The sequence below is a fragment of the Desulfosporosinus sp. Sb-LF genome (assembly GCF_004766055.1).
Lineage (GTDB): Bacteria > Bacillota > Desulfitobacteriia > Desulfitobacteriales > Desulfitobacteriaceae > Desulfosporosinus.
This window is the reverse complement of sequence record NZ_SPQR01000004.1, coordinates 316,198-338,222: the sequence shown is the minus strand read 5'-3', so window position 1 is coordinate 338,222 and position 22,025 is coordinate 316,198. Positions and strand designations below refer to the sequence as shown.

Below are 22,025 nucleotides of genomic sequence, written 5' to 3'. Positions count from 1 at the left end.
GTGGGAAAGTATGACGCTTTAGCAGCGCTTCTGATGGAGGCTATTAAAGAAGGGGGGTATTTAAAAAAGGACGACAATTCCATCCCTGTGGGAATATCTAACCGTCATATTCATCTTTCTCAAGCAGATCTGGAAACATTGTTTGGTTCAGGATACCAATTGACTAAGACCAAGGATTTGTCACAACCCATGCAATATGCCTGTAAGGAAACCCTGATCATAGCCGGGCCTAAAGGTGCTATTGAAAAGGTTCGTATCCTCGGACCAGTGCGAAGTGAATCGCAGATAGAAATACTCCAGGCAGATTGTTTTAAACTTGGCGTATCCGCGCCGGTAAGGTTGTCGGGAGACCTGCAAGGAACTCCGGGAATCACTCTCATTGGTCCCAAAGGAAGTGTTTTGCTTTCCAAAGGCCTAGTGATTGCGCAGCGGCATATTCATATGACCTTGGAAGATGCAAAAAACTTTGGTGTAACCGATGGAGAACAGGTAACCATCCAAATAGACGGACTTCGAGGCGGAACTTTCTCGAATGTCGTCATCAGAGCCAACAACACCTCGGCGCTTGAATTTCATATCGACACGGAAGAAGCGAACGCTATGCAGCTCGCAACCGCAAGAATAACTATTGTAAAATAAAATTTTAGGAGGCAACAACAATGAGTAAATCAGAAGCTTTAGGATTAATCGAAACCAAAGGTCTAGTAGGAGCAATAGAAGCGGCAGACGCCATGGTTAAAGCCGCGAACGTTCATCTGATTGGTCGCGAATTCGTCGGCGGTGGTCTGGTCACCATTATGGTAAGAGGCGATGTTGGAGCTGTAAAAGCAGCAACCGATGCTGGTGCTGCTGCTGCTCAGCGAGTTGGCGAACTGATTTCCGTTCATGTCATTCCGCGTCCTCACAGTGATGTAGAAATGATACTTCCTGCAGCCAAAAACGAAGCCTAATGAACCATTAGGCAGTCCATCAGACGAAGGTCAAGATCTCGTTTCGAGGTTTTGGCCTTCGTTTTTGCTTAGCGGTAATTAACTATACTTAATGGTTGATTACTCGTGGCAACTCATGGAGTGGTGCAATTCTGGACATGCTATCTAAATTACGCGAATTGCTAACCACTTGTGTTAATTTTGGGTTCGAGGATTAGTTCTATTTACATTTTCATAAGGGTGTTGTATTATAAACGAATGCATACAAATCTTTGACGATGCCTTCTTTGATGAAGTGGGTTTTTTGTATATTTGGTTGCTTGTGTATTTAATGAATTGAACTACTGCTCAAACAGTGGTTGATTCTTTTTTATTATTAAGGGCTCTCTTGTTAAACTATGTCAAGAAGTTGAATCAATTATAGAAAAGGAATATTTGGCGAATAGCATGGATGATACTAACAAAACTTTAAAAAATTTAATGGATTCCAATCTGTATTCTCGCTACAGCGGACTATTATCCCTGTCTAATATTTCATTACTGCTAGTAGATACCAGTGGCAATATTCTTCTTGAATTTAACCCGTCTCCTGATTTTTGCAAGTTTATTTGCCAGGAAGATGAAACAAGGATATGCTCAGACTATATTGCTAGGTTAAAATCGGGTAGTGGAGACCGATTTATCTGTCGGCATGGGCTGGCAAACATTCTTTTGCCGGTCGATATTAACAACCAAACCATTGGCTATGTCGTCGGTGCGCAGGTTTATTCAACGGATAGTGAATATCAGAAATATTTGATTGATATAATGAGCATTGCAAAGAATAAGAAACTCGAACCGGAATTTATCGCGAAATCAATTGCAACGATAAAAACCATAGAAGAAAACAAACTTGAAATTCATGAACAAATTTGCAACCATATTACCCAAAATATTAGCTATGATTTTTCTCAAAGTATCCATACTGCCGATAAGGCGATAGCAAGATTGTCTATTGAAAAGGAAATGCTGGAGAAAAAGATTATTGATCTCGAAGCGAAAAATATGTCTTTGGTCATTAACCCGCATTTCCTGTTTAATACCCTAAACTCTATAGCACGTATTGCCTATTTTGAAAAATCCCATACAACTGAAGAACTTATTTACTGTCTTTCAGATTTATTAAGGTACAACTTAAAGCATGACGATGAGTTGCACACCATTGGAGCCGAGATGGATAATATTGAAAAATACCTTTACATTCAGAAAATAAGATATAAAAATCGTTTGGAGTATGATATTGACATTCCTGATCATATTAAAGCCCATAGAATCCCCAATATGATTATACAGCCCATTGTTGAGAATGCCCTTATCCATGGCATTACCCCTAAAAGGGATGGGGGCAAGATAAAAATTTATGCTGAAGAAAATAAGAATGATATCAATATTTTTGTTGTGGATAATGGGAATGGTTTTCCCACAGAAGTCTTAAAAAGTTTGCAACAATCGGAAAATAAGCTTGGAATAGGTTTTCGTAGTACGGACAAACGGTTGAAACGATATTTCGGAGAACAATACGGGTTGAAAATCGAAAAATCAGACTATAGCGGAAGTACCGTCACCATCTCGATTCCCACTAAACCCAATGCGAGGTGATAGTGATGAGCGTAGTTTTAATTGTGGAAGATGAGTTACTTGAATTGGAGTTTCTTAAGTCGATTGTAACCGAAGAGCTTCTCCCAAAAGATAAAATAATCACCTGTGAAAGCGGGATTCAAGCTGTCAAACTGGCAAAACAACATAAACCGGATGTCATAGTGATGGATATACTTATTCCTGAAATGGACGGCTTACAGGCCCTTAAGGAGATAAGGAAATTCCTTCCTCAAGCAAGTGTTATGATTTTATCGGCTTGTTCAGACTTTTCCTATGCGCAAACAGCAATTCGCCTCCGCGTTCAGGATTATTTGCTGAAACCCATTAAACCGTCCGTTTTCAAGCAGGCATTCCATGATGTGTTGACTAGTATAACTACACACCAAGTACCTGTGGACGAAGAAATTGTGGAACAAGAACCCAATCAAATGTATTTTATCGAAAAATCACTAAACTATATTCATGATAACTTTAAACAAAAATTACCCCTGCAATTGGTCTCGTCCCATGTATTTTTGCACCCTCAATATTTCAGCCGCATCTTCAAAAAAGAAGTAGGGGTTACCTATATAGATTATGTCAATAGGTTAAAAATTGAGTATGCCTGCAAATTACTGGAAACAACTAGTTATCCCGCCTATCGCATTTCCAGTGAATGTGGTTTTACAGATCCCTCCTATTTTAATCGTGTCTTCGTACAGCAAATGAATATGACCCCCAAAGCGTACAGACGAAAACATCTGCTTGACAGCGAAGATGAGGGCTAAGTCCCTTTAAAAGCAGCTACGATAGGCCAAGTGCCAGGGTGGCTGCTTTTGATTTACCTATTGTTTCAGAGAACAGCCGTATCAAAGCATCTCCAGGGTACTGGCCGACACTAGGGTATCTCATTCCATTTAGAATCGAAGGGGATAAGGATATGGATTACAGAATAATTCAAAAGGAAGCATTTAAGGTCATAGGCAAGGTAATTAAAGTATCGACAAAGGATGAAGGACATCACAGGGAAATATCTGAATTCTGGGATAAATGTAATGCAGATGGAACAAGCGAAAAAATTTGTGCCATAGATAACAGACAAAATATGCTTGGCATAAGCATGGAGCTTGAAGATGATAAGGAACAATTTTCTTACATGATTGCTATAGAGGATGTCAATAATTCAGCAGAATCCGGTTTTGATATCAGAGAAATACCGACTGCTAACTGGGCAGTATTTACATCGGTAGGATTGATGCCATACGCAATAGTAAACGTATTGTCAAGAATCTACCAAGAATGGTTTCCTGCAACAGGCTTTGAGCAAGCAAATGCACCGATGCTTGAAGTTTATCTTCCTGGCAATCCATCGGCACAGGACTATAAATGTGAAGTTTGGGTACCAATAGTGAAAAAATAAAGTAGTTATTTAAGGGTATGTGCTGAGTTCATGGCATACCCTTAAAATAATTTAAACGACATATAGTCTAATAAGGAAGGGTATATACCGATGGATAGTAGTATTTAACCATTGGATGAATCACTAAAAGGAACCAGTAGAGATTATATTGTAGAAAAGGGGACAATAAGGGCTTATGGATTATTCGCGAGTTTTATTTATCGCTCCTTATACTGAACTCGCCGAGGAAGCTAAAAAAACTGTTCAAGAATTGAATAAACCTTGTCAAATTATCGTTGCCGATATGCGCGACGGGGCAGAGGCCGCTAAAAAGGCGCTTAATTATGGTGTTGAAGTTATCATTAGTCGTGGGGGAACGGCTTCATTGATTCGTCAGGCGGTTAATATCCCTGTTGTTGAAGTCGAAGTGACTGGATATGATATCTTGCGTGCCCTCTACCCTTTAAGGGATAAAGAAGGCCCGTTTGGCATTATTGGTTTTCCGACCGTTATTAAAGGGTGCCAAACTATTGCACAAATGATTGGACTCAACTGCTATATTTGTGAACTGAAAGAAGAAAATGAGACACTTCATTCCATTAAGGAATCTGATTTTGCTCAAACTAAAATAATTGTAGGAGATACGATTGCTGTTCGTTATTCCGAAATTTTGCAACGTCCCGTGCACTTAATCAAATCTGGCCCAGAGTCTATCACTACAGCGATTTTGCAGGCCGAGCACCTTATTGAGGCTCTCGAAATAGATCGGGCCAAGACGGCTCTCAGTACCGTAATTTTAAATGCAGTTCACGAAGGAGTCGTTACAATTGATAGAAACGAAAATATTTTGAACCTAAATGCCGAAGCCCAAAAAATGTTGGGAGTTAACCTGGAGATTTTAGGACAGCCTGCTAAAAAAGTGTTTCGCCCCCAACTGCTTGAAGACATTCACTCTAAGAAATTATTTGGGTATCCGGAAAGAGTGAACGGTAAGGATTTAGTCATCAATCTTTACCCGATTATTGATCGCGAGATTCATCTGGGGACGGTATTAACTTTGCAAAATACTTTAGAGATTCAACAAGCTGAATATAATATCCGCCGAAAACTACATGACAAAGGCTTAGTTTCTAAATTTTCCCTAAGAGATTTTGCAGGGAATAGTGAACCTGTCCGCTTAGTATTGGATCAGGCCCGAAAATATGCCAAGACAGATAGTAGTATTTTGATTCAAGGGGAATCGGGAACCGGAAAAGAGCTTCTAGCTCAAGGAATCCATCAGGTTAGTTTGCGCAAGAATGGACCTTTTGTGGCTATTAACTGTGCTGCTTTACCAGAGCATTTACTGGAAAGCGAACTGTTTGGCTATGAAGAAGGGGCTTTTACTGGTGCTCGTAAAGGGGGAAAAGTTGGACTTTTTGAATTAGCTCATAAAGGGACGCTTTTTTTAGATGAAGTTGGAGAGTTACCACTTCATGTTCAAGCACGTCTTTTGCGTGTACTCCAGGAAAGAGAAGTTATGAGAGTCGGTGGAGACCGAGTTATTCCAGTTGATGTTCGCCTCATCTCTGCAACACACCGTAAACTAAACGATGCGGTGGAAAAGAATGAATTCCGAGCAGACTTATTTTATCGTTTACACGTCTTAGGACTAAGGGTTCCACCCTTGCGAGAACGAAAAGGCGACATTCGGCTGTTAATGAATCGATTTCTAAGTGACCTTTCTCTTAAATTAGGAAAACCTAATCTTAAGTATTCTGAGGAAGTTTATCAAGCCTTTGAAAAATATCACTGGCCCGGAAATGTTAGAGAACTTAGAAATTGTGTTGAAAAGCTCATCGTACTAGCTGAAACAGATATGATTCAACCCGAAAGCTTGGCGGTTATATCCTTTGTTGCCCAAAACAAAGATGAATTTGCGAATCTTCTTTACCACGATGATATAACAAGCTCAATGAGCGATTTCTCTCCGCAGTTCAGCGAGAACCCTCGTGTTGAAGGTCCTAATGAATTCCAAAGGAGCAATCGATTCAGAGAAGGTGAAGCTGTATTAATTCAGGGAAGCTTAATCGAGATTGAAAAACGCGTAATTGAGAGGGTCGTAGAATTGGAGAATCAAAACCTTTCCCGCGCAGCAAAACGTCTTGGAATTGATCGTTCAACTTTATGGCGTAAAAGAAGGCTGGATAAATAGGTATGGTAACGTTGCAAAAAACAACAGTATTGCATTTTGAAACAACCCGATGTAGTAGAATGCACCACTCTGTTTATTTAAGAGCGGTGTATTCTTTTTTAAAAAAAAACTTTATAACTTTTTAAAAGGTTAGGTTAGACTCCCTATAATAACAGATTCATTAGTTATTATAGGGGATTTATTTTAGAAACAGGAAAATTGGCATAGCTTTTGCATATTAAGAAAGTGTAAAAATTCAGGAGGTGAATTCCTTTGAAGAAGCAAGCCGTTGTAATTAATGTAAAAGACAATGTAGCTACCGTAGTTGAAGATTTCACATTGGGTACCGAAATTCATTTTTTCTTAGGAGAACAAGAGCAATCTATTGAACTTATCCAAGATATCCCGCTTGGACATAAGGTCGCCATCCGCGAGATAAAAAAAGGGGAAGAGGTTATCAAGTACGGTGAAAGTCTTGGAGGAACAACCTCTGATGTTAAAATTGGCCAGCATGTCCATGTTCATAACATGGAAAGCCTACGAGGCCGAGGAGATAAGTAAGAAAGAGGAGGATAATAATTGTGGAAATTTTAGGATATCGACGCCCGGATGGACAGGTAGGAATTCGTAATCATATTTTAATTATTCCAACTGCAGTTTGTTCTAGCACGGTTGCCGCAAATATTGCTGCTCAAGTTACGGGAGCAGTTGCCATCCCAAATCAGCATGGATGCTGTCAAATCGGAGCTGACCACGAACAAACCGTTCGTACCTTGATTGGTTTTGGGAAGAATCCAAATGTTGCAGCTGTTTTAGTCATCGGACTTGGTTGTGAAGGTGTTCCTATTCGCGAGGTCGCCGAAGAAATCGCAACCACAGGGAAACCAGTCGAGGTCATTGTAATTCAAGAAGCCGGAGGAACGCTCAAAGCCACGTCTGAAGGGCTTCGCAAGGCTGGAGAACTTGCCCGCAAAGTTGCGCATTTACAACCAGAAAAAATGGACCTGAGTGAAATCGTAATGGCCATTGAATGTGGTGGTTCTGACTTTACGTCTGGCTTGGCTTCAAACCCAGCTTGTGGGGTTGCATCAGACTTGCTTGTTGCTGCTGGCGGTACGTCCATGCTTTCCGAGACCACAGAATTTATTGGTGCGGAACATGTTTTGGCCCGTCGTTGCAAAACACCGGAAATCGGAGAAAAGTTAATCCGTTATGTGCGCGAATGTGAAGGAAGAGCCAAACTCCTGAATGTTGATATTCGCGGTGGACAACCTACACCGGGTAATATTGCTGGTGGAATTAGTTCGATTGAAGAAAAATCCTTGGGCTGTATCCATAAAGCAGGACATGCTCCAATTCAGGATGTCTTAGCTTACGGAGAAGTTCCAAGTGGGAAGGGCCTATATGTAATGGATTCACCAGGCCAGGATATCGAGTCGATTACAGGGATGGTCGCGGGTGGTGCAACAGTCGTTATCTTTACAACCGGACGTGGGACCCCAACTGGTTGCCCAATTGCTCCAGTTATTAAGATTACTGGTAACGCCCGAACATTCAAAATGATGGAAGATAACATGGATATCGATGCCTCAACGATTATCTCCGGGGAAGAAACGATTGAGCAAGTGGGGCAAAGAATCTTGGACACGGTTGTTGACGTTTCCAATGGGCATATGCCTAAAGCAGAAAGTTTGGGCCACAATGAATTTGGAATTTATAAGATTGCACCGACCTATTAATTTAGTTGTTCTTTCTTGTTACAAGTTTATACAACGTTTTGAAAATCCTTCTTCGTGTCAAGAACGTTTATCAACTCTAAGTTGTTTTTGTTGAAGAAATAGTTAATGTAATATACAACGCAATTGAAGGGAGATCGAACATGCAAATTCCGATTAAAAGGACATTGGAAAAAGTGCCAGGCGGCATGATGCTTTTACCGCTACTTTTAGGAGCGGTCATCAAAACTTGGTTTCCCTCGGTCGTAAAACTTCCTTCTTTTACAGGTGGACTCATGACTGGTGCGATTCCTATCCTCGCTGTCTTCTTCTTCTGCATGGGTGCTAATATTTCTTTAAAAGCTGCACCTAAAGCAGTTGCCCGTGGAGGAGCCTTTCTAGCTACGAAAATTCTTTTAGCCACAGGTGTGGGACTTTTCATTGCGCATTTTGTACCTAATGGTATGATTTTGGGAATTTCTGCGTTAGCTTTTATCGCAGCCATGAACGATACGAATGCCGGAATGTATTGCGCACTCATGAGCGAATATGGAACCGCTGAAGATGTAGGTGCGTACTCTCTACAAAGCTTGGAAAGTGGTCCTTTTTTCACCATGGTGGCATTGGGAGCTTCTGGTTTAGCCAAAATTCCTCTGACTGATCTAATTGCTGCCATTGGCCCTATGGTTCTTGGTTTTGCAGTCGGAAACCTCGATCACGAATTACGAGATTTCCTCCACGTTGCCTCGAAACCCTTAATTCCTTTCTTTGCGTTTGCTCTAGGCTGTGGAATTGACTTCCATAACATCATCAATGCAGGACCTTCTGGTCTACTCCTTGGACTTTTCACGCTCATCATTACCGGTGGAGGACTATATATTGTAGACCGTCTCTTTAAAGGAACAGGTGTGGCCGGAATCGCTGCGGCAACAACAGCGGGTAATGCTGTTGCAACTCCCTTAGCTGTATCTCTGGCTGACCCAACTTTTAAAGCAATCCAGGCGACAGCTACAGCTCAAGTCGCAGCTTCGGTTATCATCACAGCTATTTTGGTCCCGATAATCACTGCAACACTCGCTAGGATTAAAGGAAAAGATAACACAGCTGTCATTACTCAGGTTGCGGCGAAATAACTTAACGCCATAATATTTAACCTAGACCATGAAATTATATAAATAAAGGGGTGTCCTAAGGATTTATTGCTAGGACACCCCTTTATTTTGCTTAGTCACTGACCATTAATTTATCGAGGATAAATACGCACAAATACATGCCAAAGATATCTATGGTTGCGAAAATTAAGAACCAATCCTGTTTCACATAAATCAGATTTAATTTAAAGGCAAAATAGATAATACCGTATAGAGCCAATATTACGATCGATTTCCACCGCCATTTCAAGTTTAAGAAATAGATAACAATTTTTTTGCTCTTTTCGTTGCCGCTGCTTTAGCACATTTTAGCTATTCTGTAGAGAAGCGGCGTGGCAGTGGTATTGCAACAATAGTAAGTGCATGGGGAGCGTTAGTTCCTCTTACAGTTCTACTATTGAAGTAAGAAGGCCATATCGTTTTTATCCCTAAGAAATAGGTTTTCGGAGCTTAATCTTGTGCTTCTGAAGAAAACTTATAATAGTTGAGGTTCATATAATTAAAATAGAATTTACGGTCACCACGGAGAGCACCCCTTTAAACACGGACATTGTGGAGAGCCTTCGAAGAGAAAGAATCCAGTGTAAAGAAAACAAAAAGACAGAAGAATAATAAAGATAGAGGCAACGATACTAAGTCCGAAAAATCGTCTAAAACTAAAATGGTTTTAGACGATTTTTCGCCACTGATTCTTCCGAAATTAGATTTGGTAAACTAGCCATTCTGGGCGGGGTTTTGTTTATGGCTTGGTGAATGCTGATATTTATAAAATACGGGATGGTTGGATCGTAATAAGAAGATATCCACCTAGAAACTGGCCATCTCTACTATTAAAAAAAGGGGGGTACGAAGGAAAAGGAGATCGAGGCCGGAGTGCAGAATATGCAGACGTAGACGGAGGATCAGATTTTGCAGCTTGAGCGCACAATACCGGCAGTATTCTCCAGGGTAGTATTGGAGGAGTTACCGGTTTCATGGGGCATTATCGAGGGCAGGGCACGGGTCATTTTAAAAATGGAAGACGCCTGCATAGATATCCAGGTAACCGCTAAGGAAGAACAACCCCCTAATAATTTAATGAAATTGAGGAGGTATGAGGTTGATCGACCTAATTCAGAACCAGAATAATAACACCGCTACATCTGGTTGTTGAGGAGCGACTTCTAGTGCTGGTCAGCACAATGAATTCGAAACTGAGAACTGCCAAATCTGTGGAGGGCAATTAGATTACTTCAATTCGGGACGAGAATTAACTTGCGTTCGATGCGGCAAAAAAGAGATTGGCAACATTTCTTGCCCAAATGGACACTACGTATGTGATGAATGTCACGGAAAGGGTCTATTTGAGACTGTAAAAGAATACGTTTTAGCCAATAAATCGGCAAACTCTTTTGAAATTGCCGAGTATCTGATGGAGCAGAATAACGTCCCAATGCTCGGTTGTGAAAATGCTTGGATTGCAGCAGGAGCTTTGATGGCAGCGCTCAAGAACGAAGGAACTGCTAAGGTTACGGATGAACAGATTGTTGAAGCACTGAATCGGACCAATAGACAAGCCATCGGAGGCTATTGTGGGCTGACAGGGGTCTGTGGAATTGTCCCAGCCATTGGTGCTTGTTTTAGTGTCATTTTAGGGGCAGCTTGTACTAAAGACCAAGAAACAGCTGCGACAATGAAAGTAGCCGCAAGAATTGTTGATAAAATCGCTAATGAAACCGGTCCTTGTTGCTGTAAGAACTTTGTGAGAACTGCACTCAGTGAGGCTATCACATTAGTTAAAGAGTATCTTAATATAGCCTTGCCTTCGCCTAGCCAATCAATTATTTGTACTCACAGTTTACGTCACCCTCATGGGTGCAGAGAGTTTAAATGCCTCTATTTCAAAGTAGACGAGGCACCTCAGAATCTTCAGATGGAGATGGCGGGGGAAAATATTAAAAACCCAAATATAAGTGAATTTGATGACCTTAGATAATGGCGTAAAGTGTCCTGAATTCAAAAGAATTTATAATGCAATCAAACTGAGGATGCCATGTACTGGAATCCTCAGTTTGATTGCATTTAATATTAAGCATTAGGGATTCATGATGATGTAGCAACAAAAAATCCAAGATCTCGGCGTTCAATTCATGGTAAAAGCTCTTCGATGTATAGCCGAATGGATCCTGTAAGGGCAGAAAGATGATTTTGCATTGAGGTAATGAATGAAAAGATAATGCTGGTAAGAATGAAAAACTCCTAAGGGAGAACAAGTATAGACAGCATGCTCTACCCATTCCGTGCATTAGTCATTACCTCCTTCAAGTTAAAATACGATTCCCAATGCTATAAGCAGAAGAATAATTACGACAACGGCTGCGATTCCAGCTCCAAGGCCACGTGCCGGTCCGCAAGCAACACCATCGACAGCGCCAAATGCCATTTGCGTTTCCCCCTTTGCCTATTTTCCTTAAATAAGACTCAATTTTAGTGTAGAATAGATTATATTGAAGGTGTATTACATTCTGAGGATTTATCCCCGAGATTACTAAATTGAGAAATACGGGTGAAGCTAATATAATAGGACAAAAAATGAATCAAAACCAAGGAGGAAATTATATGCAAATTAGACCATATCTTACCTTCAAGGGCGAATGCCAGGAGGCAATCAAGCTTTATTCAAGAGCGTTTAAGGCAGAGGTATCCGAAATCATACGGTTTTCGGACATTCCTCAAAATCCGGACAACCCCATGCCAATTCCTGACAGCCAAAAGAACTGGATTGTACAGGCAACTTTACCGTTTGGCGACAACTTTATGCGCCTATCCGATTGCTTGGGAGAACTGAACGACACACCGTCCGAAAGAGTATCCATCGCGGTGGAGTGCATCATAGACGAGGTTAAGCACGCTTTTGCTGTTTTGTCGGAAGAAGGAAAGGTCGGTATTCCTTTACAGCAAACCTTTTTCAGCCCTTGCCACGGGGTCGTTTTCGATAAGTTTGGCGTTATGTGGAATTTTGTGGCACTAACTGAAAATGAATAAAATCAAGATAATGTTATGGAGGGAATTACGATGGCTAGTAAATCAGTTAACCATTCGCAGGTAATCATGTCAAACGTCATGCTTCCTCAGCATGCCAATCCATCGGGTAATGTTCATGGTGGTGAGATTATGAAATTGATGGATAGTGCTGCTGGAGTAGTAGCCCGAAGACATGCCCGTAGCAACATTGTTACTGCACGAGTGGACAAACTTGAATTTCATCTTCCCATCCATGTGGGCAACGTTGTGACTTGCTATGGCAAATTAACGTTTGTTGGTAGAAGTTCAATGGAAGTTTCTGTAACCGTCACAGTTGAAGATGTGTCTAAAGATGAACCAGCTAAAACAGCTTTAACGTCATATTTCACTCTAGTTGCCTTAGATGAGAATGGAAGATCCCAACATGTACCATCTCTGGAGCTTTCAAATGAAGAAGAACGACGCTTATTTATGGAAGGGCAGCAACGTTATCAGGCTTATAAGCAACTTGGGAAAAAATCAAGCGAATTGAAATAATGATACTTGGCCTGAAATTTCGAAGTCCTAGGCTTTCACGGCCTGGGATTTTTATTTTATTAGTCATTGCGGGTTTATGAAGGTACTTAAGATATTCTTTATATAAAGGGCGCTGAACCGTAAAAGAGTACCGAAATCGTAAATGCAAGTCAAGAGTTGGATGCTGTTATAAAGCACCAATGAACAAAAATTTACTAGGGTTTCCTTGAATAATAAATAACTGAAAAGAAATAATACTATAACTGTATTTATGCATGAATTAAAGAGTACTAAATTTTCCATTAACTTTTTAGGAAGATTCTTTCGGCTGTATTTGGATTGGGTCGAATTTTTAGTTCTCTAACCACCAAGGACATGCTCCGAAGTAGCTAAAAGATAGAAGAGACGTTCCTTATCGTAGAATCATATTTTCAGGTCTTGCAATGCTTTAGTAATAAGAAGGATAATAAAAGTAAATAGACAGGATCAAACGGTATTCTTGCAGGTCATGGTAGGAGAGAGGATTAATTGTTCTTGACAGATTAATCCTCTCTCTTTATACTGTGAATATACCCCTTAGGGGTATAAAATGTGTAGAAGAGGTGCTTAGCATGAATATTACAGTTAACAATAATAGATGTCCGCAAAACCATCCTTGTCCTTCAATACGAGTTTGCTCAGTGGGTGCGATTGAACAAATAGGATTTGGTGCGCCAACCATCGACCAGGAGAAATGTATCGAATGTAAAAAATGTGTCAGATATTGCCCGATGGGGGCAATACAAGCGAATGAGTGAAAACTTGTCGTTCCGCAAATGTACCTGGAAAAGTTCCGCCGAGTATTCAATATTGGTCGCCTACTATATTGGCCTGCCGCCTCGCTGCAAACAAGGATTAAAAGAAATCAAGCACATGAGTGAATAGTGGAATGGTAATGGACTGAAAAAAGTTTATCTAGTTTCTAGGGATTCCTTTATTTGATCAAAATCATAGCCTTCAGAGACTTTAAATATTTCTTTCATCTTTGTTTCTTCAGAAACGTTTTCAGGAATCTTGAATTTAGCATAAAACACTTTTAAGTCTGTGCTGGTTGACGCTGCTGCCTCCTTGATACTCATATACCCTTTGACTTCCTCATAATTAATAGATTCTCCCGTTTTGAGTGGGGTTGGAGTGAGTCCATAGATTCCAACAGCCTGTGAAAAAGCTATTGTGCCAAAGAGCACTACTATCACCAGAACAATTACGGTCAATGGTTTCATAATCTTGCCGCCTATTTGGTGATCAAGAGCACCTGCCTTGGGGCAGTTTGTGACACAGGTCTGACAATTCAGACACTCTGCCGTCGTAATCTTCAAACTGTGCTGGACATCAATATTCATTGGACAGCCCTTATTGCATATTCCGCAGTCTATACACACATTTTGGTTCCTGACCACTTTAAAAGGGCTTATTTTACCTACAATTCCGTAAAGTCCCCCCATAGGACAAAGATATTTGCAAAAGAAACGGTCATAAGTCAGTGAACCGAGAACAGTTATCATTAGGATTATCAAACCGACTGCTGATTCCTTCCACACACTATCGAATCCCTCTCCTAGATGTGCATAAGCAGACCAGGGATCGTATGGTGCCATCCATAATCCCGCAGTTTTCCATGCATAATATACAGTAACAATAAGCACTACGTATTTTAAGTATCTTAAAGCCTTATCAATGGTAGTGGGCATTATCAATTTTCGCTTGAAGATCATGTGGCCAAGTTTTCCGAGAAATTCCTGAATTGCACCAAACGGACAAATGAAACCGCAAAAACTTCGTCTAAATAGAATTGCAACCATTAAAGTAATGACAAACAGGGTCATGGTTCCTGTGAATATTTTGCTGATAAACGTTCCTGTAGTGAATACCTGGTAAAGGCTCTCAAGCCCTCCGAAGGGACATAATGCGTGGATCGACGGCACTTTTGCTCCACCTAATACTTGATGGAGATAGGCCGCAATGCTCACAAGAACAACGAATAATGCTAATAAACCCCATCTCAAATACATCGCTATCTTAGTTTTCGTCACCAAAAGCAACTCCTTTAGTTTACTTTGATTTGACAAAATCGATTATGACCTTAATTGATACCGTCTTTAAAACTTTTCTTTAGATGGAGGTATTTTCTAACCCTTATTAAGTTATTGTTTGTAGGCAACTTTAAGCGTCTCACTGCGTAGAAGGTTCACCACAGTCGTTAATGACATACACGCTCCTTTTCTTAATTCATTTAGCCTTATGATATCGAGAGAGTGTGGCAAAAATATGGCGAAGTATAAACCCAATGGGACTAATTGAGTACACTCGGTGTTAAGCTGAAGAATGTAAAAGGTTTAGCCTCTTGGCTGGAATGAATTTGTGAAAGGGGAATATTTTCAATATAGAAAAGAGGATGTGTAATGTATTTTGAACCAGAACTCAGTTACAAAATAGAGAGAGATGCAAGAGCATATTGGTTGTTGTTTAAGGGGAATAAGATTCTTATACAAAAAGATAAAGTGCAATTTACTTTACCAGAGATTAATTTGTATAACTTAAGAAAGAAGCTGAACAGAAGTCAATATCTTGATCGAAGAGAAGGGCATTCTTTTTATGTTTCAGAACTTACCCCGGACACAGTTGCACCGGAAGGTATGTCCTTTTACGACCTAAGGCGGTTACTTGGTCAAATTCCCGAAAATTTGTTTTTCTTAGCTGGCAAGGCTCATCACATTTTACATTGGGATCGTACCCATCAATATTGTAGCCGGTGCGGAGCACATACAGAAAATAAGATAGATGAAAGGGCAAAGATTTGTCCTTCTTGTGGGTTTGTAAACTATCCGCGGATTTCCCCAGCAATGATCGTGGCTATTACTAGGGGACGCGAGATTTTGTTAGCTAAGGGGGGGCGTTTTCAAGATGGCTTTTATAGTGTTTTGGCGGGCTTTGTGGAGCCAGGGGAAACATTTGAAGAGTGCGTGCAAAGGGAAGTAGAAGAAGAAGTAGGCCTGAAAGTTAACAACATTAAATACTTTGGTAGCCAGCCTTGGCCCTTCCCAGATTCTATAATGGTAGGTTTTACAGCTGAGTATGCAAGTGGGGATATAATTATTGATAAAAAAGAAATTTTGGATGCAGGGTGGTTTACAGTAGAGCAACTCCCACTGATACCCTGCATAGGAAGTATAGCCCGGCGTTTAATTGATTGGTTTATTACGAAGGAGCTACAGGTTGGAAATGAGACACAGACACGCTGATAAGATTGACAAATTATTAAAAAAGAGATGGAGAGACTATGTGGGGTAATATCTAGTACTTTCCTTGCAATCTATTGTTTGATAAGTTTTTATGTAGCCCGTAGGGGATGGACCGCACTTAAAGCTTCAAATAACATTATCAGAAGTATTTATGGGCGTTGTTTGGGGATTCTGGTCTTAACGTTTCCTATTACGGAGATAGGGCATTTCATACCGGCCATTAGCAGAGTTTGGATAACCATGTGCAGTTGGTACTCGATGCTCGCGGTAGTATACATATTCTTTTTCCTATTGCTTATGGATTTGATTTGGTACGTTTAGTTGATAGATATGTCGGATTTGTTTCGAAAATTATTAAGAAATATAATAAAACGCCTCTATTGAGGAACTATCAATCAACAGGAATCCCAGCAACTACGGAAGGTGTTCAAACAGTTGCATTCAGAATATGGTGTTTTTGCTGCTCATGTTAACCTAGATAAATCCAATGGTCCACCTATAGAGGTTGGCACGAATATAAAGACGTAATAACTCGATTTAATGGCATAAATTAACGTTTTAGAATTCTGCCTTTTGCAGAAACTAGATTTAGATTTAATGTAAAGGAGATTAAAAACATGGCAACCTTAGGTAAAAGCAACAATACAAATTTCTTACCACGAGGAAATACTCCTAAATCAGGAATAATAACACCAAAGTCAAAAGTAATAGCAGAAAAGATGGATGTCCCAACTAATGGAAATGTAGATCCTAGTCATGATTGATTATTCAACAACATCTCACAGGACAGCTTTGGCTGTCCTGTTTTTTGACCATTAAGCTCACGTCGTTCAGTAAGAATCGTTCCAGTCGATGCAGCCATATCGGGAGTGGCATAAACCAAGGGTTGGAGCGATATCGGCTATCACATTGTGATTATGCCAGACGGTCGCTGTTAAGAAGGAAGACCCCTATCCAAGCAAGGGGCACATTGTAATGTAGCGAATCGTAATTATATCGGGATCGGAGTATGCCTTGTGGGGAATTTTAGCGAGAATCTTCTAATGAAGTAATTAAAAGAGAGCTTATAGTTTTAAGCTACAGGTTGAGTAAATTGTCTAGAGAGTCTTGGTTGGTACTCGCCGAATGAGGGACTCTTTTTTGCTTTGCGAAAGTTGAGTTAATAGGATATAGTCGGGTACAATAATAGACTCATTAATCATTGTAAATGGGGATCGTTTATATGATAGGCATAATTACCCAATTAATACTCTTGTGGTTAATTCTTAGGATAATGCAAAACAGGAATCTATCTGCAGCACTAGGCTTCTTGCCTTTGAGAAAAAGAGTAATACAATTATTATTTGGATTTTCGTTTGCGAATATATTATGCACTTTGTTTGAGGTTCTCAACTCAGAATTGACTCAACTATCTTGGAAACTAAAAAATGATTCAACGTATATAGACATACCAAACTACCATTGGTGAATTTAAAGTCCATTTTATTTGAAGAACTTATTTTCCAGAGGTGCATACTTTATATAGCCATACAAAGGTTAGGGATAGTAAAATCGATTGAATTGTCACTCTCACCTAATTAGGATATACTATACCCAACTGCTTCGTGGCATTAATATCTGGAGATATTCAGAGAATTGACTTGATTGCTGATAGGGCTAAGTACTTCCACAATATTTTTGAAAACTAAAGGAGACTGAATTTAATTGAATTTTGATCAGATTTACTACGCCAGTGCCCAACACAAAGAACATTTCTTAGCTCTTGTGAATACAAAGAAATCGAACGAGTCTGGCTATTATTCAGCGTATTACATTCTTACTTCAAGTAAGGAAATTTGGTCATTAGCAAAAAAACATACCCAATTAGAGGAAATAGATTTTGATAAAATCCTGGAACACGGTTTGGTTAATAGTTATAAATCACTCGTATTACTAGCACAGCATCTGTTCATGGCGAGTAATAGCTTTGACTTAGATCGTGCTTTAGAAAGCTGGGATCAGCCCAGTTACAGTGTTGCATTGCAAGCAATTAAACTACGATGGACGCTTTCACGCGAGAGCACGGATTGACATAATCTCAGCTTCCCATTGGTACTATAAAAGCACAAACAAACCACAAGCAACTAAGAAGGTATTGGATAACGTTAGGAGTTTAGTGTGCAACACTAAACTCCTAAATCACTTTCGGTTGAAATCTTGGTAATTATTTCTCATGTTGCTTAGCGGGGCGTACCCGCAGTATAAGGTTGTCGGATAAGTAACCTCAAAAGGTTAACACAGCCCGTGGAAGCTTATGAGTGCCTTCTCGTTTACTGGTTAGCCGCGGAAGAAATAATTTATTCGGTAGTTTGGACGCTACGGGGACGTTCAGAACGCAAAATGCCATATCGTTAAGAAGAAGGTACCAATAATGGTGCCTTCTTTTCTTTGTCTATTTAGATGAGTTCGTATGTGCGGTCTTTAGCGAAGGTTATATATATTTGATCATCGTAACTGGTGATTAAGGCCGAATAGTTACAGTGGTTCCAATTGGTACAATTCGTGAAAGCTCTAATACATCACGGTTGTGCATTCTTATACAGCCCTTAGACACATACTGACCTATAGATTGAGGATTGTTGGTGCCATGAATTCCATAGTGAGGTTTATTGAGTCCCATCCACATGGCTCCAAAAGCTCCACCAGGGTTTGGGGCCTTGTTTATTATCCTAAACGTCCCGGTAGGTGTTGCAGTAGCGATCTTTCCAATTCCAACCGGATAGGACCGAACCACTTGACCATCTTGTAATAAGTGGAGTTGTCTATTACTTAAGGAAACGTTAATAGAATACGCCATTTTACCACCCCGGTTATACTATTCAATTAAAGAAAAAATTGCTAAAGAACTGAGCCACGAAATCGACTTTCGAAAGCGCAAATCTAACTGGGTTATAATAGCAATGATCACACAAATATTTAAAAAGGAATATGAATCATGCTAGCGAATGATATAAATATGACAATAAATTAAAGTTATCGTGAATAAGTTCGCATTAAGTCTATAAACGGATTAGCCTGCGAGAAGACATTTTATTAAGAATAATGATCTGGAAGAGGCCCAAAGACGAGGGGAGAAAAATTGGTACATGAGAAAAACTACAAAAGCCTTAGCAACATTAGTTATTGCAGGTATGGCATTTACAATGGTCCCTTTTAACGTATTTGCCTCAGGGACGGTCCCAACTCGATTGGCAGGTACAACTGCTGAACAAACCGCAGTCAAAATTGCAGATCAAACAGGCTGGACTGGAACCGCAATTCTTGCTTCCTCAGCTTCTTATGGTATGGTTGATGCACTGACATCTGGTCCGCTTGCTTCCTACTTGAAAGCTCCTATCCTTCTGACCGGAGCTGGAAACGTCCTTGACCCTGCCACAAAAGACGAGCTCATTAAACTCGTAGTTACGAAGGTTTATGTGACCAGCGGAACGGCTGTTATTAGCCAAGGAGTCCTCAATGAGTTGAAAGCTATGAATATTACTGTTATTCCTCTTGGTGGAGTTGACCGCTTAGAAACATCGGTTAATATTGCTAAACTGATGGTTGCCCTCGGCGCGCCAGTGACAAAAGTTGCGGTTGCCTATGGCTGGCTGATCCAAGATGCGCTCTCTATCGCATCAATTGCTTCGCATGCGAGTCAACCCATTCTCTTAACGAATAGCACTGGACTTTCTGCTAGTGCCCAAGCATTTTTAAAAGAGGCTCCAGGTATAATAGCTTCGGACGTTATTGGCGGAACCGGCGTCATTTATGGTTCCGTATTAACTCAACTTCCAACGCCAACTCGCCACTCCGGAATCACAGCGTATGATACAAATGAACAAGTCATTAAAGACTTCGCTACTTCTCTGGAGTTTAACCAGGTATACTTGGCTAATGGGGTAACGGGTATTGATGCTCTCTCCGGTGCACCACTGGCAGCTCAAACTAAGTCTGCAATTGTTCTCACAGACGGTGTAACGTTGCCTGTAGCAGGTGCCTTCGTGAAAGGCAAAATGTCTACTAACAGTGTTGTAACAGCACTCGGGGGTGAAGCGGTAGTTAGTGAGAATCAACGTAATCTTGGAACTGCTGCAGTGGATGCAACTGTACAAACCGCCATGGTCGGTAAAAAGATAGAGGATATGGCTAATAAATACGATATTCCTCCTGTACTAGTCAAAGCCATTGCCTGGATGGAGAGCGGATGGAAACAATACAAACTGGATCCAACGACGGGACAACCTTTAACCGATCAACCATTTATTTCAGCCGATGGTGGCATAGGAATTATGCAAATTTCCCCAGCCAATTATCTCGAATACGACGTAGCTAGACTAAAAACCGATCTCGATTATAACCTTGAAGTGGGTTGCCAAATCCTTAATAATAAGTGGCGTGCTAACCCCAAGATTGGTGACGGGAACCGCAACGTTTTAGAAAATTGGTATTTTGCTGTATGGGCTTATAATGCCTGGACCGAGCAAAATAACCCGAATTACTATACGGGTCAAGACGCTTATCAGGATAAAGTATTTGGCCTTATGGGGCAGAAATATAACAGTGCAATTACGTTCGCCCCAGGTGCAACTAAGCTCCCAAAATCCCTTTTACCGCTCGTGAATCCACCCAAACTCTCCAGCTGCTGGAGTACTCCAACTCCTGCACATATCGGGGATCTGGCGTTTGATCCTGAATCGTTGATGACTAACGGGGATTACTGGTACAACTATTACATCGCGCTACAACCCAGGGGCGATTATTACGCACAAGCCTTAGGATTTTATAATACGCTCTATAGCAGCCCATTGGTCACAGTTGCTGATAAGACGATTGTCTCGCAGAAAATCCTTAGTACCTATGGCAAACTCTTAGATTCAGCAGATGCTTTGGTACTAGAGAATAAAGACACTTCGTACGCGACTGCGGCAAAATACTATTGGACCGTCCTTCAAGGGCCGATCTTAGATCCCAAGATCACAGACCGGGCTAGAACTGGCTATCAGAATGCCGCAGCTAAAGCAAACTAGTCCTTTGATTATAACCATCCACGTGTACGAAGGATGATTCATATTTTATAGATGAGTAATATAGAAGGGTAAAAATCGTTTGAGATTTTGCCCTTCTTTCATTAGAACTTATCAATAGTTTTAAATAATGGGAAGCTCCATAAATTAGCATCGTGTGGATAACGCATCAGAATGAGTTGTGTAGTGTGCCCATGTAGTCTTTTTAAACTAGTTCTTCTAAATTTCTTGTGTTGGATCGCTACTATCCTTATCTTCCGATGCATTAATAGAACTGGTCTTTGTCAAAGCATCCTGCTGAATATCAGATACCGTTGGTTTCAGGTTACTAACCAATCCTTTTCCTTTCTGAATCCAACTCTTACCGGTATTAACCGGTACTTGGGTTTTGTCCTCCACATTTTGCCAAGCACTCCGAGCTTTCTCTCTAATTACTACGGCTTTGTCTCCTAGTTTGTTAGCCTGTCCGGTTAGATCTTGGCGCAATTCCTGTCCGCTCTTTGGAGCAAGTAATAAGCCCATTACTCCTCCCACAAGACTTCCAACCATAGCCGCTATAATTACCTTAGTACCCTTTTTGATATTTTCCATCTCTTAGCCACTCCTTTAAACTATGTAGACTATCCCTATTGCCATACCCCGACTCGGTAGTCATAGGACCAACCCTAGTTTACTTATATGATATTACCCGTTTCAACAGGGCTACCATAAGGCAAGATCAGACTTAGACCGTGGTAGCATAACTATCAAGTCATCTGTTTTCAGGCCTTATTTATTATATGCACTCCGCTGGAAAATGCCTCTAGTGCAAGTGGTGGGATATAAGCATTAAAATAAAATTACCAAATTACTGGATCATAGGGCTGAAGTAAGTCGTCAATAGGCAAACGATAAAAGTTAAACAACGAACTATTTAGTAGTATTTATAGTGTGATGCCAATAGTTTTTGGTTTTCCATTATATGTCGATGCTATTCCATCACTTTTGATTTATTTGATAGAATTATTTCTAAGAATATATTAAGCGGTTTATTACTCACTAATTACGTCGAGCTTGGTAAATACTCTGCGGAACATGCTTGTGAGCCGTCATTCGAGTCGTAACGCATAGGTTCCTGGTACCTTTGCGGAACGGGCAAATTTTGCCGAGTAGGCGTTTTTGTTTTTCTAATATTTCTGATATTATTTACACTGTAA

General features: G+C 40.5%; 20 protein-coding genes and 1 pseudogene. 18 read left to right on the top strand and 3 right to left on the bottom strand.

The features are described from left to right. From E4K68_RS08045 to E4K68_RS07980, 14 genes and pseudogenes are all read left to right on the top strand, one after another. Complete coding sequence (locus E4K68_RS08045; protein ID WP_135378410.1) at nucleotides 1-639, top strand: phosphate propanoyltransferase; 639 nt, start codon at nucleotides 1-3, stop codon at nucleotides 637-639. A gap of 20 nt (nucleotides 640-659) precedes the next feature. Next, nucleotides 660-950: an ethanolamine utilization microcompartment protein EutM gene (gene eutM / locus E4K68_RS08040; protein ID WP_135378409.1), complete on the top strand. Its 291-nt coding sequence runs from the start codon at nucleotides 660-662 to the stop codon at nucleotides 948-950. 426 nt (nucleotides 951-1,376) lie between these two features. Continuing rightward, on the top strand, nucleotides 1,377-2,567 hold the full coding sequence (locus E4K68_RS08035; protein ID WP_135378408.1) for a histidine kinase: 1,191 nt from the start codon (nucleotides 1,377-1,379) through the stop codon (nucleotides 2,565-2,567). Between the two features lie 5 nt (nucleotides 2,568-2,572). After that, the gene (locus E4K68_RS08030) at nucleotides 2,573-3,334 is read left to right on the top strand and encodes a response regulator (protein ID WP_135378407.1); all 762 of its coding nucleotides are present in this window, start codon (nucleotides 2,573-2,575) and stop codon (nucleotides 3,332-3,334) included. Nucleotides 3,335-3,486: 152 nt separating this feature from the next. Further along, entirely contained in the window at nucleotides 3,487-3,966 is a 480-nt protein-coding gene (locus E4K68_RS08025; protein WP_135378449.1) for a GyrI-like domain-containing protein, read from the top strand. A 175-nt stretch (nucleotides 3,967-4,141) separates the two neighbouring features. Continuing rightward, the gene (locus E4K68_RS08020; protein WP_135378406.1) at nucleotides 4,142-6,139 is read left to right on the top strand and encodes a sigma 54-interacting transcriptional regulator; all 1,998 of its coding nucleotides are present in this window, start codon (nucleotides 4,142-4,144) and stop codon (nucleotides 6,137-6,139) included. A gap of 252 nt (nucleotides 6,140-6,391) precedes the next feature. Further along, nucleotides 6,392-6,679 (top strand): UxaA family hydrolase, encoded by a 288-nt coding sequence (locus tag E4K68_RS08015; RefSeq protein WP_135378405.1) that lies wholly within the window; start codon nucleotides 6,392-6,394, stop codon nucleotides 6,677-6,679. 20 nt (nucleotides 6,680-6,699) lie between these two features. Then, entirely contained in the window at nucleotides 6,700-7,857 is a 1,158-nt protein-coding gene (locus E4K68_RS08010) for a UxaA family hydrolase (protein WP_135378404.1), read from the top strand. 140 nt (nucleotides 7,858-7,997) lie between these two features. Continuing rightward, nucleotides 7,998-8,966, top strand: a complete 969-nt coding sequence (locus tag E4K68_RS08005; protein ID WP_135378403.1) for a 2-keto-3-deoxygluconate permease — start codon at nucleotides 7,998-8,000, stop codon at nucleotides 8,964-8,966. A gap of 927 nt (nucleotides 8,967-9,893) precedes the next feature. Continuing rightward, nucleotides 9,894-10,112, top strand: coding sequence for a hypothetical protein (locus E4K68_RS20625; RefSeq protein WP_199241719.1), 219 nt, complete (start codon nucleotides 9,894-9,896; stop codon nucleotides 10,110-10,112). A gap of 58 nt (nucleotides 10,113-10,170) precedes the next feature. Next, nucleotides 10,171-10,959: pseudogene (mbdU, locus tag E4K68_RS07995) on the top strand (metal-binding double selenoprotein MbdU); the annotation flags it as partial. Between the two features lie 623 nt (nucleotides 10,960-11,582). Beyond that, on the top strand, nucleotides 11,583-12,008 hold the full coding sequence (locus E4K68_RS07990) for a VOC family protein (RefSeq protein ID WP_135378402.1): 426 nt from the start codon (nucleotides 11,583-11,585) through the stop codon (nucleotides 12,006-12,008). A gap of 30 nt (nucleotides 12,009-12,038) precedes the next feature. After that, nucleotides 12,039-12,524, top strand: a complete 486-nt coding sequence (locus E4K68_RS07985; RefSeq protein ID WP_135378401.1) for an acyl-CoA thioesterase — start codon at nucleotides 12,039-12,041, stop codon at nucleotides 12,522-12,524. Nucleotides 12,525-13,114: 590 nt separating this feature from the next. Continuing rightward, the gene (locus tag E4K68_RS07980; protein ID WP_135378400.1) at nucleotides 13,115-13,300 is read left to right on the top strand and encodes a 4Fe-4S binding protein; all 186 of its coding nucleotides are present in this window, start codon (nucleotides 13,115-13,117) and stop codon (nucleotides 13,298-13,300) included. A gap of 153 nt (nucleotides 13,301-13,453) precedes the next feature. Here E4K68_RS07980 and E4K68_RS07975 read toward each other — a convergent pair whose 3' ends face one another. Then, nucleotides 13,454-14,575 carry a 4Fe-4S binding protein gene (locus tag E4K68_RS07975; RefSeq protein WP_199241718.1) on the bottom strand — a complete coding sequence of 374 codons (1,122 nt, stop codon included), beginning with the start codon at nucleotides 14,573-14,575 and terminating at the stop codon, nucleotides 13,454-13,456. A gap of 369 nt (nucleotides 14,576-14,944) precedes the next feature. Between E4K68_RS07975 and nudC the strand changes: the two genes are divergently transcribed. The 3 genes from nudC to E4K68_RS07960 all read left to right on the top strand — a co-directional run bounded on the left by nudC (nucleotide 14,945) and on the right by E4K68_RS07960 (nucleotide 17,854). Beyond that, entirely contained in the window at nucleotides 14,945-15,784 is an 840-nt protein-coding gene (gene nudC, locus E4K68_RS07970; protein WP_135378399.1) for an NAD(+) diphosphatase, read from the top strand. A 617-nt stretch (nucleotides 15,785-16,401) separates the two neighbouring features. Further along, the gene (locus tag E4K68_RS20620) at nucleotides 16,402-16,548 is read left to right on the top strand and encodes a hypothetical protein (RefSeq protein WP_199241717.1); all 147 of its coding nucleotides are present in this window, start codon (nucleotides 16,402-16,404) and stop codon (nucleotides 16,546-16,548) included. 940 nt (nucleotides 16,549-17,488) lie between these two features. After that, on the top strand, nucleotides 17,489-17,854 hold the full coding sequence (locus tag E4K68_RS07960) for a hypothetical protein (RefSeq protein WP_135378398.1): 366 nt from the start codon (nucleotides 17,489-17,491) through the stop codon (nucleotides 17,852-17,854). 430 nt (nucleotides 17,855-18,284) lie between these two features. On the opposite strand, the gene E4K68_RS07955 is transcribed toward E4K68_RS07960, so the two are convergent. Then, nucleotides 18,285-18,620, bottom strand: coding sequence for a L,D-transpeptidase (locus tag E4K68_RS07955; RefSeq protein ID WP_135378397.1), 336 nt, complete (start codon nucleotides 18,618-18,620; stop codon nucleotides 18,285-18,287). Between the two features lie 289 nt (nucleotides 18,621-18,909). Between E4K68_RS07955 and E4K68_RS07950 the strand changes: the two genes are divergently transcribed. After that, the gene (locus E4K68_RS07950) at nucleotides 18,910-20,832 is read left to right on the top strand and encodes a cell wall-binding repeat-containing protein (protein ID WP_135378396.1); all 1,923 of its coding nucleotides are present in this window, start codon (nucleotides 18,910-18,912) and stop codon (nucleotides 20,830-20,832) included. A gap of 216 nt (nucleotides 20,833-21,048) precedes the next feature. On the opposite strand, the gene E4K68_RS07945 is transcribed toward E4K68_RS07950, so the two are convergent. Further along, nucleotides 21,049-21,420 carry a YtxH domain-containing protein gene (locus E4K68_RS07945; protein ID WP_135378395.1) on the bottom strand — a complete coding sequence of 124 codons (372 nt, stop codon included), beginning with the start codon at nucleotides 21,418-21,420 and terminating at the stop codon, nucleotides 21,049-21,051. Between the last annotated feature and the right edge of the window lie 605 nt (nucleotides 21,421-22,025).